Origin of the sequence: Arcobacter sp. 15-2, assembly GCF_047159865.1 — a bacterium.
GTDB lineage: Bacteria > Campylobacterota > Campylobacteria > Campylobacterales > Arcobacteraceae > JAIOSF01.
The window spans coordinates 1,389,134-1,405,342 of record NZ_AP038804.1 but is presented as its reverse complement, the minus strand read 5'-3'; the positions used below and the strand labels follow the sequence as shown (position 1 = coordinate 1,405,342).

Annotated in this window: 11 protein-coding genes, 1 tRNA gene and 3 rRNA genes; 3 read left to right on the top strand and 12 right to left on the bottom strand. The window is 34.0% G+C overall.

Features of this window, described 5'->3' with window-relative positions:
- Positions 1 to 9 precede the first annotated feature (9 nt).
- The 3 genes from ACMCMH_RS07490 to ACMCMH_RS07480 form a co-directional block, all read right to left on the bottom strand.
- Positions 10 to 510: a flavodoxin gene (locus ACMCMH_RS07490; protein ID WP_412724173.1), complete on the bottom strand. Its 501-nt coding sequence runs from the start codon at positions 508 to 510 to the stop codon at positions 10 to 12.
- Positions 482 to 925 carry a hypothetical protein gene (locus ACMCMH_RS07485; RefSeq protein ID WP_412724171.1) on the bottom strand — a complete coding sequence of 148 codons (444 nt, stop codon included), beginning with the start codon at positions 923 to 925 and terminating at the stop codon, positions 482 to 484. Before ACMCMH_RS07485 ends, ACMCMH_RS07490 begins: the two co-directional genes overlap by 29 nt.
- A gap of 111 nt (positions 926 to 1,036) precedes the next feature.
- Positions 1,037 to 2,854, bottom strand: a complete 1,818-nt coding sequence (locus ACMCMH_RS07480; RefSeq protein ID WP_412724169.1) for a peptidoglycan D,D-transpeptidase FtsI family protein — start codon at positions 2,852 to 2,854, stop codon at positions 1,037 to 1,039.
- A gap of 40 nt (positions 2,855 to 2,894) precedes the next feature.
- Between ACMCMH_RS07480 and ACMCMH_RS07475 the strand changes: the two genes are divergently transcribed.
- The gene (locus ACMCMH_RS07475; RefSeq protein WP_412724167.1) at positions 2,895 to 4,106 is read left to right on the top strand and encodes an FtsW/RodA/SpoVE family cell cycle protein; all 1,212 of its coding nucleotides are present in this window, start codon (positions 2,895 to 2,897) and stop codon (positions 4,104 to 4,106) included.
- Positions 4,107 to 4,457: 351 nt separating this feature from the next.
- Here the strand turns inward: ACMCMH_RS07475 and rrf are convergent.
- The 9 genes from rrf to ACMCMH_RS07430 form a co-directional block, all read right to left on the bottom strand.
- Positions 4,458 to 4,573: ribosomal RNA gene (gene rrf, locus ACMCMH_RS07470) — 5S ribosomal RNA — on the bottom strand.
- Positions 4,574 to 4,684: 111 nt separating this feature from the next.
- Positions 4,685 to 7,577 (bottom strand): 23S ribosomal RNA (locus ACMCMH_RS07465).
- 310 nt (positions 7,578 to 7,887) lie between these two features.
- Positions 7,888 to 7,964, bottom strand: a tRNA-Ile gene (locus ACMCMH_RS07460).
- A 179-nt stretch (positions 7,965 to 8,143) separates the two neighbouring features.
- Positions 8,144 to 9,661: ribosomal RNA gene (locus ACMCMH_RS07455) — 16S ribosomal RNA — on the bottom strand.
- The 16S, 23S and 5S rRNA genes sit together here with 1 tRNA gene alongside, the layout of an rRNA operon.
- A 414-nt stretch (positions 9,662 to 10,075) precedes the next feature.
- Entirely contained in the window at positions 10,076 to 11,770 is a 1,695-nt protein-coding gene (locus tag ACMCMH_RS07450) for a DNA polymerase III subunit gamma/tau (RefSeq protein WP_412724165.1), read from the bottom strand.
- Positions 11,770 to 12,516, bottom strand: coding sequence for a glutamate racemase (gene murI, locus ACMCMH_RS07445; protein ID WP_412724163.1), 747 nt, complete (start codon positions 12,514 to 12,516; stop codon positions 11,770 to 11,772). Before murI ends, ACMCMH_RS07450 begins: the two co-directional genes overlap by 1 nt.
- A gap of 14 nt (positions 12,517 to 12,530) precedes the next feature.
- Positions 12,531 to 13,004 (bottom strand): hypothetical protein, encoded by a 474-nt coding sequence (locus tag ACMCMH_RS07440; RefSeq protein WP_412724161.1) that lies wholly within the window; start codon positions 13,002 to 13,004, stop codon positions 12,531 to 12,533.
- A gap of 6 nt (positions 13,005 to 13,010) precedes the next feature.
- Positions 13,011 to 14,390 (bottom strand): transcription termination factor Rho, encoded by a 1,380-nt coding sequence (gene rho, locus ACMCMH_RS07435; RefSeq protein WP_412724159.1) that lies wholly within the window; start codon positions 14,388 to 14,390, stop codon positions 13,011 to 13,013.
- A 98-nt stretch (positions 14,391 to 14,488) separates the two neighbouring features.
- The gene (locus ACMCMH_RS07430; RefSeq protein ID WP_412724157.1) at positions 14,489 to 14,755 is read right to left on the bottom strand and encodes a hypothetical protein; all 267 of its coding nucleotides are present in this window, start codon (positions 14,753 to 14,755) and stop codon (positions 14,489 to 14,491) included.
- 154 nt (positions 14,756 to 14,909) lie between these two features.
- Here ACMCMH_RS07430 and ACMCMH_RS07425 point away from each other — a divergent pair, with 154 nt between their 5' ends.
- Together ACMCMH_RS07425 and ACMCMH_RS07420 are read left to right on the top strand one after the other, a co-directional pair.
- Positions 14,910 to 15,095 (top strand): hypothetical protein, encoded by a 186-nt coding sequence (locus tag ACMCMH_RS07425; RefSeq protein WP_412724155.1) that lies wholly within the window; start codon positions 14,910 to 14,912, stop codon positions 15,093 to 15,095.
- A 122-nt stretch (positions 15,096 to 15,217) separates the two neighbouring features.
- Positions 15,218 to 16,165 (top strand): AAA family ATPase, encoded by a 948-nt coding sequence (locus tag ACMCMH_RS07420; RefSeq protein WP_412724153.1) that lies wholly within the window; start codon positions 15,218 to 15,220, stop codon positions 16,163 to 16,165.
- Positions 16,166 to 16,209: the final 44 nt, after the last annotated feature.

Here is a 16,209-nt window from a genome sequence, read left to right as displayed (position 1 = left end):
TGTAAACCTTTATAAAATATCTTTTTTTATACTCTCACACCAGTTTGTTACCCTCTCATCTGTAAGCTCTGATTGGTTATCTTCATCAATTGCCAAACCTACAAATTCACCATCAACTACTGCTCGTGATTCTTCGTAGCAATACTCATCAGTAACTACTGTTTTTCCAATAATTTTAGCACCACTATTTTCTAACTCTTCATACGCAATACCCATCGCATCTGAATAGTTGTAAGCATAGTCTTCTTGATCTCCTAAACCAAATAAAGCTATAGTTTTATCAGAAAAGTCCATACTTTTTAACTCTTCCCAAACTTCATCCCATTCGTCTTGAAGTTCTCCATCTCCCCAAGTCGAAAGACCTAAAATCAATTTATCGTTCTCTTGCATTGATGATATTCCATCGACAGCTATATCAACAAGAGCAATATCTCCTAATTGTTTTGAAATTTTTTGTGCAATATACTCGGTATTTCCGGTATTACTTGCATAATATATTGCAGTTTTCATTTTTTATCCCTTTTTTATATAAATCTCTTAGCGAATATGGAATTATTTTTATCATATAATCGCTACAGGCGTTTTCTAGACTTGTGACTTTTATTTGTATATGTTTATCAAAATTTTCATTTTTGGGATATACAAAGTATATACACTTCATCTCACCATCTTCTATGATTTTGCTAGCGATTGCTATCTCTGTATCTAGCATAAGATTGTTTTTATCCATATTTTTAAAAATAGGTATCACTCTTATTGATTCATCATTTGAAGGGATGATATCAATCGAGTTTTCACCTCTTTCAACAAATCTGTTTTTTGTGTTTTTATTGATTTTATTATAAACAAAGTGAAAAAACTTATTCTCTAAAGATACACTTGTATCAAAATTTGAGAACAATTTTGTGCATTCATTAAAACTCATCATATACCTTTTATTTTTTTAATATTAATAATTATTATCACTTAAGAAGAATACAAAAACTCTTCTTAATTAATACTTAAATTGATACTCATTATCATTAGGATATAGATTTTAGTTTGTTTTTTCAACTTCCAAGTAGTTTAGTTTCAGTAAGATTTTTGTAATCTCCTTAAATACAGGAACAGCAGATTGTGATGCATAGTAATAATACCAGTACTTTCCTCGACTAACTGGTTCATTTACTGTTACACCTATTGTGTATCGATTTTTCTTGTCATTGGCAAATCCAAAAAAACTACTCATATATTTTCTTTGATATTTCCCATTTTCAACTATGTTGGCAGTTCCGGTTTTTCCACCTATCTCAATACCCTCAATCTTCGTTTTTTTACCAGTTCCATCTTCAACTGTTTTTACTAGATACTCTTTCATCTCATTTGCAACTTTTTTAGAAATAACTTGAGTTGATTGAATCCCTTTATCTCCTTGAACTAAATAAGGGGTGACAATTTTTCCATCGTTGTTAAAGACTGAATATGCTTTTAAAACTTGCATAAAAGTTGTTGTGATACCATGACCATAAGAATCAGTAGCTTTGAAGATATTGTCTTCATTTTTATCTTCCCCTGCTCTGTATTGGTAGAGTTTATGGATAATACCTCTGGCTTCATAAGGAAGATCAATACCTGTTTTCACAGACAAACCAAACCTTTTATATCCATCATAAAACTCTTGTGCAGTTAGTCTGTTTGCTATCATAAGAGTTCCTATGTTACTAGAAAAAATAACTATATCTTCGAGTGTTAAATAGTTTTTATCAAATCGATGATCATCGTGTATGGTGTGTCTTTTTATCTTATATTTTCCGCGTGGAAATTGACCTTTTTTATTTCTTTTCCCCTTATTGTGTGCAAAGAACAGTTCGTTTTCTTTTATCAGTCCTTTATCCATAGCCAAAGAGATTGCCAGAGGTTTTATGATAGAACCTGGTTCAAAGTTGTATTCAATCGCATTTATTCTTAAGTCTTCAATATCTTCTTGTCTAATTTTTTGAGGATTGTATCTATTTGATGATGCTAAAGATAAAATTTTTCCTGTTTTACTATCCATCACTGAAACAATGATCTCTTTTGCTTGGAGCTTTTCTTTGTATCGATCTAGCATAAGCTCAATATTTCTTTGCAATTTCAGAGGTATAGTGAGTTTGATATCTGCACCATCTTCTCTTTTAATGATTTCAGAGTTTTTGTTAAACAATATATAAGACAATATGTCTCTTTCACCTCTTAATACACCATCTTCTGTGTTATTAAGGAGCTTGTCGAAAGCTTTTTCTAAACCATTGACACCTATTACTTTTTGCGTACCATTGGTTTTGTTGTCTTTTTTAATAAATCCAATAACAGGGGTCAAACTATCTTTATATGGATAAAGTCTCTCTTCTCCTGTTTCATATATATTTAGACCATATAACACCGTTCTACCGTTTAGTTTGATAGATTTAAAGACATCGAGTCGTCTCAATTTGTAAGCAAGTGACTTAAGCTCTTTTGCATCACGCTGATTGATTGTACGAGAGATAATCACATATCCCTTTTTAGAAATTTTTTTTAGTATTTTTGATTTTGGAATATTGCTATAAAGAGAAAATAGCGTCACAAACAAATCTGTTTTGTTTGTATCTAAACATCGAGTATCAATAGAAGCAGAAAATATCTTTTGAGAAGTACCGATTTTAAAATTATCGGCACTATAAATATCACCACGAACTGCTAAGTCTTTTTTTGTAGCTTGTAACGATGGAAGATTTCTATTCTCTTTAGATGTTTTGGAAATTGAAAAAATCAATAAGAGAAAAGCAACGAGAATAAGTGATATTAGGAGTAATATCTTTTTCATAATTAATAATTGTTGTTTATTTAAAGACATAATTCATCCATATTTGTAAAAAGTTTGGTATAATCCAAAAATGAATTTTATCCAAAAAAAGATTAAATCCCTAAGTGATGATAATCAACCAGATTACATATTATTTTATCTTAGTTCATTGCTCATAATTATTAGTATACTTTTTTCCTACTCACTATCAATATATACAGTTATATACTGGGATTATGAACCATTTCATTTTTTTTATAGACAATTATTTACAGGTTTGTTGGCGATACTTATTATGTGGACATTAGCACAAATCAATCCAGATATTCTCATCCCTAAACTTGGTTGGTTTCTTTTTATTTTCTTTTTATTTTTAATTGTGATTATGCAATTTCTTCCATCATCTTTAGTAACAGAATCAGGTGGAGCAAAAAGGTGGATTAGACTTCCAGGGATCTCACTTTCACCCGTAGAGTTTTTTAAAATTGGGTTTATATACTATCTTTCTTGGTCTTTTCATAGAAAACTAACAGACATAAGTAAGCAACCTTTTAAAGAGGAGCTAAAACTTTTAGCACCTTATGCTATTGTATTTGGTTTTGTTGTGTTCATGATCGCTGTACTCCAGAAAGATTTGGGGCAAGTTGTACTTCTTGCTACAACACTTTTTATTATGTTGATTTTTGCAAACAGAAGTTGGAAAGTATTTGCTTCTTTATTTGCTATAGCAATAATCGGACTTATTGCACTTATATTAGTTTTTCCTCATAGAATTATCCGTATCAAAAGCTGGTGGAGTATGGTACAAGATAGTGTTTTATCTATCATGCCAGATTTTGTAGCAACAGCACTGCGCATCAAAGAATTTCCAGAACCATATCAAGTAGGACACTCCCTAAATGCAATAAACAATGGCGGTTTTTTTGGGGTAGGTTTAGGAAATGGTTCTTTAAAATTAGGTTTTTTAAGTGAAGTCCATACAGATTTTGTACTCGCTGGGATAACAGAAGAGATAGGTTTTTTAGGGTTTTTATTTATTCTTTTAATTTTATTTGGAGTTATTTTTAGAATATTTCGTACATCAAGAAGAATACTCGATACTAAGTATCATCTGTTTACAATTGGTATTGGGCTTATGATAAGTATTGCTTTTTTAATCAATTCTTACGGTATCTCAGGAATTATTCCTATTAAAGGTATTGCTGTACCTTTTTTAAGCTATGGTGGAAGTTCTTTGTTAAGTGTAGCCATTGCTGTTGGGTTGGTACTATCTATTAGTAGAAACATAGAACAAAAGAGATAAGTCTTTATATCATTCTTATAATCCCAATGGGATAAAAGCTACACCGCAATAAGTATAGGTAAAACAACTGCAAAATACCTTCCTTCTGAGATAACACCAATAATTTCAGAAATAACCTCACTAAAAGGCTGCGTACAAACAGCTTTGAATCTTGAGAAATCAAAGCATTAAACAAACAAAAGCCAAAGACCTTCCAAATACCTTCCAAATACCTTAAAAGAGTAATAGAGCATCATCAAATATGAACTAACAATAAAGAAGTAGTAATAAAAAGATAAAGAAAAAGAAAAAGAAAGATACAGAATAAAAAATAGGAAGATAGAAAAAACGAGCAAAAAAAAACATCTTAGAAGTTGGCGGCGACCTACGTTTCCACAAGGGGACCCTGCAGTATTATCGGCGATGAGGAGCTTGACTGCCAGGTTCGAAATGGAACTGGGTATGACCTCCTCTCAATAACCACCAACATCTAAGATGTTGATTTGAGAATATTAAAGTTAAAGTCTTTGTATAAAAATACGATTATAATACTTATCAGTTATTATACTTAATAAGATAGTAAACTAAAGAATAAGTTTAAAAATAAGCCAAACGATCTATTAGTAATAGTCAGCTGAATGCATTACTGCACTTACACATCTATCCTATCAACCAGCTAGTCTTGCTGGGATCTTCAGGGAAAGTTCATCTTGGAGTTGGCTTCGTGCTTAGATGCTTTCAGCTCTTATCTCATCCGTAGGTAGCTACCCAACGATGCTCTTGGCAGAACAATTGGTACACTAGTGCTACGTTCACCCCGGTCCTCTCGTACTAGGGGCAAATCTCCTCAACTTTCCTACGCCCACGGAAGATAGGGACCGAACTGTCTCACGACGTTCTGAACCCAGCTCGCGTACCGCTTTAAATGGCGAACAGCCATACCCTTGGGACCTGCTTCAGCCCCAGGATGCGATGAGCCGACATCGAGGTGCCAAACCTCCCCGTCGATGTGAGCTCTTGGGGGAGATCAGCCTGTTATCCCCGGCGTACCTTTTATCCTTTGAGCGATGGCCCTTCCACACAGAACCACCGGATCACTATGACCGACTTTCGTCTCTGCTCGACATGTATGTCTTACAGTCAGGCTGGCTTATGCCATTATACTCAACATCCGATTTCCAACCGGATTGAGCCAACCTTTGTAAGCCTCCGTTACTTTTTAGGAGGCGACCGCCCCAGTCAAACTACCCACCATACATTGTCCTGAAACAAGATAATTGTTCCCAGTTAGCTATCAGAATATTCAAGGGTGGTATCTCAAGGATGACTCCCTATGTACTTGCGTCCATAGATCATAGTCTCCCACCTATCCTGCACATGAATATCCCAATAGCAGTGTAAAGCTATAGTAAAGGTGCACGGGGTCTTTCCGTCTTTCCGCGGGTAGGAGGAATTTTCACCTCCACTACAATTTCACTGGATCCCTGGTTGAGACAGCTCCCATCTCGTTACGCCATTCATGCAGGTCGGTATTTAACCGACAAGGAATTTCGCTACCTTAGGACCGTTATAGTTACGGCCGCCGTTTACTCGGGCTTCGATCAAATGCTTCGCTTACGCTGACATCATCAATTAACCTTCGAGCACCGGGCAGGCGTCACACCTTATACATCCTCTTGCGAGTTAGCAAAGTGCTGTGTTTTTGGTAAACAGTCGGGAGGGACTCTTTGTTGCAACCTCTCAAGCTTTCGGGAGTAAATCCCTAATACCTAAGTAGGCACACCTTCTACCGAAGATACGGTGCTAGTTTGCAGAGTTCCTTAACCAGGGTTCTTCCACGCGCCTTAGAATACTCATCCCACCTACCTGTGTCGGTTTACGGTACGGGTTATAATAGATATGCTTAGTGGCTTTTCTTGGCACGACAGTATCATCGATTCCAAACGCTATCCGAAGATTTTGTTCGGCCTGTAAGATCTCGGTCGAGTGTAGCACGGATTTGCCTATGCTACAACCTACATCCTTCGACCAGCTATTCCATCAGCCAGCTCGATTAACTCTATGCGTCCCCACATCACGCTCTATTATAAGTATAGGAATATTAACCTATTTGCCATCGTCTACCCCTTTCGGACTCGACTTAGGACCCGACTAACCCTACGATGACGAGCATCGCGTAGGAAACCTTGGGTTTTCGGCGTTAAAGATTCTCACTTTAATTATCGCTACTCATGCCTGCATGCTCACTTCTATCCGCTCCACCACTCCTCACCGGTATGGCTTCAATGCTGAATAGAACGCTCTCCTACCACTACAGTAAACTGTAATCTAAAGCTTCGGTGCGTACTTTAGCCCCGTTATATTTTCCGCGCAGAATCACTAGACCAGTGAGCTGTTACGCTTTCTTTAAAAGATGGCTGCTTCTAAGCCAACTTCCTGGTTGTCACAGTAACTCCACATCGTTTTCCACTTAAGTACGACTTAGGGACCTTAGCTGTTAGTCTGGGTTGTTCCCCTCTCGACATAGGATTTTATCACCCTACGCCTGACTGCCATGGTAAAGTATATAGTATTCGAAGTTTGATAGGGTTTGGTACCGCGGTAAGCAGCCCTAGCCCATTCAGTGCTCTACCCCTTTATTCTAATTTACATGACGCTATACCTAAATATATTTCGGAGAGAACCAGCTATCACGAAGTTTGATTGGCCTTTCACCCCTATCCACAAGTCATCCGAGCACTTTTCAACGCACACCGGTTCGGTCCTCCACTGGCTCTTACACCAGCTTCAACCTGCTCATGGATAGATCACTTCGTTTCGGGTCTGCAGCATATGACTAATTCGCGCTATTCACACTCGCTTTCGCTACGGCTTCGTACTTGACTTAACCTTGCCATATACCACAACTCGCAGGCTCATTATGCAAAAGGCAGTCCGTCACCCTGTACAAGACATAGGGCTCCGAATGATTGTAAGCTAATGGTTTCAGGTTCTATTTCACTCCCCTCACTGGGGTACTTTTCACCTTTCCCTCACGGTACTTGTGCACTATCGATCTATAAGTAGTATTTAGAGTTGGAGGGTGGTCCCCCCATATTCAGTCAAAATATCACGTGTTCCGACCTACTCGTTCATTATCTTAGTTCCACATAAAAGTTTTCATATACGAGGCTTTCACTCTGTATCGCGTAGCATTCCAACTACTTCTACTAACTAATATGCTAAATATAACCGCTCTAATCCGTTTTCGCTCGCCGCTACTAACAGAATCTCAATTGATTTCTCTTCCTTCAGGTACTGAGATGTTTCACTTCCCTGAGTTCGCCTCTAGATAAATCTAGATAATATAATTCTCATTATACTGGGTTGTCCCATTCGGAAATCACTGGATCAAAGCTTCTTGACAGCTCCCCAATGCTTATCGCAGTCTAGTACGTCCTTCATCGCCTCTTATAGTCTAGGCATCCACCATTAGCCCTTAATAGCTTATTTGATAAATTAAAGTTCAAATACATATATTACAAGTAATATATGATTTAACACTTATGTTGTTATGATTATTCTTTAGCTACTATCTTATTAAATATAATAATTTATATATAATTAAATAGTATTATAAAATTGTATTTTTATTTTCTTTCTTAGAAAAAATAAAGACTTTAACAGTAAATTGTAAAATAACTCTTTGATTTTTTACGACTCGGAATTTAGTTCCTCGCTGCATTGCACTTTAGTGCTTAAAAATCAAATATAAATACTTTTTGAAGTACTTATATTTAACTTTTATAATCTTGATGTAATATGGTGGGCCTACCAGGACTTGAACCTGGGACCTCACGATTATCAGTCGAGCGCTCTAGCCAGCTGAGCTATAGGCCCATATTGCATATAGTTTCTATATGTTAATAAATATTTATAATTTAAAGATTATTATAATCTTTATAAACTAGATACAAGACTCTTCGTCTCCAGTTAGACTTTGCTAACTGAATTTAATGGTTTTGAGCCATCTATTATTTTCTAATGATTAATCAAACGAATGATTAATTATATCTTTGAAAGGAGGTGATCCAACCGCAGGTTCTCCTACGGTTACCTTGTTACGACTTCACCCTAGTTACTAAATCCACTGTGGAAGGTAGCTATTTTAGCATCCCCGCTTCGAATGAATTCAATTCCCATGGTGTGACGGGCGGTGAGTACAAGACCCGGGAACGTATTCACCGTAGCATTGCTGATCTACGATTACTAGCGATTCCAACTTCAAGTAGTCGAGTTGCAGACTACTATCCGAACTGGGAGATATTTTATGAGATTTGCTCCACTTCACAGTATCGCTGCTCTTTGTATACCCCATTGTAGCACGTGTGTAGCCCTGGCCGTAAGGGCCATGATGACTTGACGTCGTCCTCACCTTCCTCCTGGTTACCCAGGCAGTCTGTCTAGAGTCCTCAGCCGAACTGTTAGTAACTAAACACGAGGGTTGCGCTCGTTGCGGGACTTAACCCAACATCTCACGACACGAGCTGACGACAGCCGTGCAGCACCTGTATATAAGCTCTAGTAAACTAGCACTCTTCTATCTCTAAAAGATTCTTATTATGTCAAGGCCAGGTAAGGTTCTTCGCGTATCGTCGAATTAAACCACATGCTCCACCGCTTGTGCGGGTCCCCGTCTATTCCTTTGAGTTTTAATCTTGCGACCGTACTCCCCAGGCGGCACACTTACTGTGTTAACTGCATTACTGCTATGTCTAGCATAGCAACAACTAGTGTGCATCGTTTAGGGCGTGGACTACCAGGGTATCTAATCCTGTTTGCTCCCCACGCTTTCGCATCTCAGCGTCAATAATGTTCCAGTAGATCGCCTTCGCAATCGGTATTCCTTCTGATCTCTACGGATTTTACCCCTACACCAGAAATTCCATCTACCTCTCCCATATTCTAGGTCTGCAGTTTTGGAAGCAGTTCTATGGTTAAGCCATAGGATTTCACTTCCAACTTACAAACCAGCCTACATGCTCTTTACGCCCAGTGATTCCGAGTAACGCTTGCACCCCCCGTATTACCGCGGCTGCTGGCACGGAGTTAGCCGGTGCTTATTCATATGATACCGTCATTATCTTCTCATATAAAAGGAGTTTACGCACCGAAATGTGTCATCCTCCACGCGGCGTTGCTGCATCAGAGTTTCCTCCATTGTGCAATATTCCCCACTGCTGCCTCCCGTAGGAGTCTGGACCGTGTCTCAGTTCCAGTGTGACTGATCATCCTCTCAAACCAGTTAGGCGTCATTGTCTTGGTGAGCCATTACCTCACCAACTAACTGATACCGTACAGTCCCATCCCAAAGCTATAAATATTTCCCTTGCTTACTTATGTAATAAAGGCATATAGAGCATTACAAGTCGTTTCCAACAATTATTCTCTTCTTTGGGGCAGGTTAACTATATATTACTCACCCGTGCGCCACTTAGCTGACAATATTAGCAAGCTAATATCCGTTCTCGTTCGACTTGCATGTGTTAGGCACGCCGCCAGCGTTCACTCTGAGCCAGGATCAAACTCTCCATAAATAAGTATAAAAGCTTACGCTTTTATACTTTGGTGTTTAATCTTGACTTTTAAGTATTTACCTAAAAATCACTAAGTCTATTTAAAGACTTAATTATATTATTAGTGTTTTAAAATTAAAACTCTAAGTTTATAGACGAAGATTATATATTTATAGTAAACTATAAATACTCTTCTTGTATCTAGTTTATAAAAATTACTCTCATAATTCTTTTAAACTTGATTTATTTATCAACATTATATTTTTTAAAGATCATACATTTTTTAAGCTTTTTAACTTCAAATCTCTTTGCGTTTGTCTGCTTGTTTTGTGGATGGGATTATAATAGGTTTTTTCTTTATTGTCAAGAGTTTTTTCTTAAAATAAGTTTAAATTTTTGAATTCTTTTTTTAGGTGTGGTTTGTAAAGAGTAAACTTATAGTTTACTTTTTACTCTTGGAGAGTTAGGAGACTGAAATAACTTCATTGCTGTACTTGTCATCTTTGAATTTAGTACATCATCAATATTGACATCACTTTGAGATAAAGTAGGGTTTTTAACTGCACTCATACTAGCAACACAACTTGATGGTTGTTCAATAGGTAACTCAATGTCATCATTTATTTCATTTATCTCAGGAGTCGCTACTGTTGGTTGTATTGTCCTGGCCATTTCCTTAGATTGTTCTTTTTCTATTTTTTCAAAATCTAATTGTGTATCTTTACCATATACCTGAGCAACAAATGTTTTTATATGAGCAAAATTTTTATAAAGTTTTACTTTACAGTCACCTTGTGCTGTACTATTTATCTTTAATATATTATTTTCATAAGAAGAAAATGTAAAGCTATTTTCAAAACATTCCCCTAGTTCATAACTTTTATCATAAATTATTTCAATAAGTTTTTTATATTTTACTTCTTCTTCATTTTCTATAGATACTATCTGTTTTTCTTTTTCTATTCTAGTCTCAATGTTTGTATTGGGTGCTATTTCCGTTGTTACTATATCTTTCTTGTCGTTCTCTTCATGATACAGAATTTCTTTTGATTCATTATTCAAATTTTTCACTTCATCAATAACTTCGTCAATTGTTTTTAAATTTATTGCTTCTTTCATTTTTGAAAATGTTAAAATCAAAACAAATCCACTATCGCTATTCATATTTAATAATTGTTTTGCATCTGCAATAACTCTAAAAAATCTATCATATAAATACAATTCAAATCTACTATCATTTAAAAGCATTTTTTGTTTTAAATAAATACTCATTTCATCTAATACTTGCCCCACTTCATAACTTTCCAAAGACTCTAAAATCGGTCGAATATCACCTTTTTTTAACAATACATCAAAAATAGTATCCATAAAAAGAGGATCTATCATCCCCAACATATCAGTAACCGTTGAACTCGTTATTATCCCTTTTGAATAGATAATCGCTTGATCCATTAATGTCAAAGTATCTCTTAAACTTCCTTCACCTGCTCGTGTGAGCATCTCCAAAGCAGAAGTTTCAAACTCTACTTCTTCTACATTTAAAATATGACTTAAATGATGAATAATATTTTTATCTGATATTTTTTTGAATCTAAAATGTTGAGTACGACTTAAAATAGTAGCTGGTAATTTTAAAGGATCTGTAGTTGCTAATATAAACTTAACAAAAGCAGGTGGTTCTTCAAGTGTTTTAAGCAATGCATTAAATGCTTGAGTTGTAAGCATATGAACTTCATCGATAATAAAAACTTTGTATAATGCACTTGTAGGTTTATATTTTGTATGTTCTATAAGATCTTTAATGTCATCAATTCCACGATTTGAAGCAGCATCCATCTCTATAATGTCTAAATGTCTATTTTCATTTGCACTTATACAACTTTGACATACTTCACAAGGTTTGGAAGTGGGTGCATTTATACATACTAAAGCTTTTGCCATAATACGGGCTGTTGAAGTTTTTCCACTTCCTCTTAATCCACTCAATAAATATGCATGAGATAGTCTGTTTGTATCTAATGCTAAACTAAGTGTAGTTGAAATTGAGTCTTGACCTATTAAATCTTCAAACCTTTTTGGTCTGTACTTTAAAGCTAGTACTTGTCTTGTCTGTGTTGAATTATTTTCCATTAGATTAAACCCTTTAGCCATTCTTTTGCAACTTTTTTCAATCCACTAGGATTTTCAGATGCAAAAAATTTTATTTCTGTATTTTCAAAATGATTACTACAATTATATTCTGTTTTTAAATATTCTACTATAGCATCTCCACTATGTATTGTTAAGGCATTATTCAAAAATTTTGATACTTTTTTTTCAATAAGTGGGAAGTGAGTACATCCAAGAATTACTAAATCAATATTATTTAAATCTTTAAAATAATACTCAAGTGTAGAATCTAAAATAGTTCCATCATAAAGTCCCTCTTCTACAATAGGAACAAAAAGCCCTGTTTGCAGCGACTTTACATTTTCAAAATCTAACTTATGGAGTTCTTGTTCATATTTATTGGAATTTATTGTAGCTTTTGTACCGATTACTAAAATATTTTCTTTTTTAGTTTTAGTCTTATTGAGTAAAGCTTGCACTCCAGATTCAATTACACCAACAACAGGGATATCAGTATTAGCACGCAACTCTTCTAAGGCATATGCACTCACACTATTACAAGCTACAATAAGGATATCAACTTCAAAATTCTTAAAAAACTCTAATGCTTCTAATGAATATCTAATAATCGTATTCTTATCTTTAACTCCGTATGGTACTCGAGCTGTGTCTCCAAAATATATTATCTCTTCAAAAAGATTATGTTCAAGTAATGATTTTACAACAGTTAATCCACCTATCCCACTATCAAAAACACCAGCTTTCATATATTGCCTACTTTTTATTTATAATCAATTATTCTTTTTGTATTGTTGATGCTATCAAAAAATATAATTTGAAATATTGGATTAGATTCTATATTATCTTCACTTATTGTATTAAATGGTGTAAATAAAAACTCGTTACCCTCTTTTGGTTGTATAACAAACTCTAATTTTCCCATTGTTTTAATGCAATTTCGTATCTCTTTATTGAGTTTTTCATTTTTGATTAATAGTAGATTGTCTTCATTGTGTTGTATAAACATATTTTTTAAAGCAATCACTTTTTCTTTAAATATTTGTTTTTTCCAACTTATTGTTCCATTTTCAAAATGGTATTTTGCTGTTTTATTCAGGAGTGGATGTTGAGTAGATGCTTTTATATTTTCAATCATTCCTAAAAAATAATTTCTTCCTCCAACAGCATTCATACACTGTAAAACAAGTTTTTGGATCTCTAGTTTACCCTCATGTGATAAATTATTAAATTTCATTTTTTCCTAACCGTTCATAGAGATCAAAAACTCAGCATTTGTTTTAGTCTCTTTCATTTTTTTATATAAAAATTTTAATGATTCTACTTCATCCATCTCTGCCATGGCATTTCTAAGTATCCAAATTTTCTGTAACTCTTCTGGGTGTAATAACAGTTCCTCTTTTCTAGTTCCTGATTTTACAATATTCATAGCAGGGAAAACTCTTCTTTCTGCTGCTTTTCTACTCAATACAACTTCACTATTTCCAGTACCTTTAAACTCTTCAAAAATAACTTCATCCATTTTTGAACCAGTTTCAACAAGTGTTGTAGCAATGATAGTTAAACTACCACCCTCTTCAATGTTTCTAGCAGCTCCAAAAAATCGTTTTGGTTTATGTAGTGCATTAGCATCAACTCCACCAGAAAGTACTTTACCTGAACTAGGTGTCACTGTATTATATGCACGAGCAAGTCTTGTGATTGAATCAAGTAAAATAACAACATCTTTACCCATTTCAACTTCTCTTTTTGCTTTATTTATAACCATCTCAGCAACTTTAATATGATTTGCTGCTGGTAAATCAAATGTTGAACTATACACTTCACCATTTACACTTCTTTGCATATCTGTAACCTCTTCAGGTCGTTCATCAATTAAAAGAACCATTAGTGTTGATTCTGGATTATTTTTACTTATTCCATGAGCTATCTCTTTTAATAGTTCTGTTTTACCAGACTTTGGTTGAGCTACAATTAGTCCTCTTTGACCTTTACCCATAGGGGCAAACATATCTATGATACGACCTGTTAATCTATTTGGATCATATTCAAATTGAAACTTTTCTGTTGAGTATAATGGTGTAAGGTTATCAAAAAGTGGTCTATTTTTTGATTCATTTACTGGCAAATAATTGATAGCTTCGATTTTTAAAAGAGCATAATATTTTTCACTCTCTTTAGATGGAGGTCTTACTTGCCCTGAAACAATATCTCCACTTCTTAGTGCAAATCGTTTAATTTGAGTAGCACTTACATAACTATCACTGTAAGAATCACTAAATTTTCCATCAAATGGTCTTAAAAATCCAAAACCTGCTTCTTTGATATCTAAAATTCCTGTAAAAAGAATATAGCCACCAGCTACAGTTTGTGCTTCTAATATAGCAAAAATAAGATCTTGTCTTTGAAGTTCTTGAGGGTTCTCAATATTTACTTCTTTTCCTGCTTCAATAAGTTCAAGAGTATTTTTTCCTCTTAACTGATCAATGGTAAGTCCTTTTACAGGGACATGTGTTCTTGATTTTTTGTTATTTGAATTTTGATTTGATGTCTTTTTAGTGTTTTTCTTTTGAGGGTTTGGAGTATCAGAAGTATTTATTTCTGCTTGCTGTGTTTCTTCCATATAGTTAGATTGCCTTTTTTTGAAATTTTTTGAAAAGTTGTATCATTATATCATAAATATTTTAAAATTTCTCACACTCTTATGCAAGGGGCTTTAAACTACTTATTTTTTTTCGGTTTTGAAGAAAAACCCGCACCCTCTTTTGTTTTTGCTTGAAGGTTAAGTGTATCTATTAATGACCTATAATCTACACCTGTTGTATTCATCTGTGCAAAACATTTAGCAATAACCGCTATTGCATTTGGAACTTCTTCTTTCTTTTTATAAGATTGAAGATTTTTTTCACTTACTTTTATAAGTTTGCTAAATTTTGGTAAACTTATCTCTGCATCTAATAATAATTTTTTGAATTCTATAAATGTCATTTTCTCTCTTTTTAATTACTAAATTTCATCTTAATTTGAATTATATCATATTAAACTACTTTTCATTATAAACTTAGTTACTTTTAAGAATATATATGTACAATATCTATAATTTATTACTATTAGTGATAAAATCATAAAAAAAGGATCAGAAATGGCAAAAGAATTAAAGAAAAAAGAACTTAAAAAAGTTCTTAAGAAAAAAGAAGCGAAAAAAGCTTTAAAAAAGAAAGAAGCAAAAAAAGCATTGAAGAAAAAAGAAGCAAAAAAAGCTTTAAAGAAAAAGAAAGCAAAAAAAGCTGCAAAAAAGAAAGCGAAAAAAAATTCTAAGAAAAAATAATCTTAGTATTTTTAATCTAACAAGAAAGGGGTGAATCAAAGGATTCATCCTTTTTTTTATTCTATAATTCTATTTAAATTTCTTTTCTACTATAATAAATCAAATACTATAGAGAAAGATACATGAAAGAAAAAATTAAAGAACTAAAAAAAGAGATATCAAAACAAGTTATTGGACAATCACACATGATTGATTCACTTCTAATAGGTTTATTTACAAATGGACATATACTTCTTGAAGGTGTGCCAGGACTTGCAAAAACAACAACAATCAATGCAATCTCACAATCATTAAATTTAGATTTTAAAAGGGTTCAATTTACACCAGATCTACTTCCTTCTGATATTATAGGAGCACAAATCTATGATATGAAAAGTGGTGAGTTTAAAATCAAAAAGGGTCCGATCTTTACAAATTTACTCTTAGCAGATGAGATAAATAGAGCACCTGCTAAAGTGCAGTCTGCACTATTAGAAGTGATGCAAGAAAAACAAGTAACAATAGGTGAAAATACTTATGAAATAGATACACCATTTTTAGTGTTAGCTACACAAAATCCAGTAGAACAAGAGGGGGCGTATAATCTTCCTGAAGCACAATTAGACAGATTTATGTTTAAAATCATAGTTGGATATAATACAAAAGAGGAAGAATACCTTATTGCATCAAAAGCTGCTTCATCTACATTTGAAGTAATCAATAATGTACTAAATAAAGATGATTTACAAACAATAAAAGCAGAAGTTCAAAATATTCATATCGATGAAGAACTTGAAAGGTATATTGTAGATTTAATTTTTGCTACAAGAGAACCTGAAAATTTCGATTTAATTGAAATCAAAAAATATATCGAATTTGGAGCAAGTCCTCGTGCTACTATTGATATGTTTAAAGCAGTAAAAGCTAGAGCGTATATAAGAGGAAATAATTATGTAAGTCCCTTAGATATTGCATTGTGTATAAAAGATGTTTTACGACATAGAATCATATTAAGTTATGAAGCAATGGTTGAAGATATTTCACCTGATGATATTATTCAAAAAGTGTTAGAGAAAATAACTATTCCATAACTTATATGAAATAGTTTAATGAGTAAAAAAGGAGTTGAGACTCC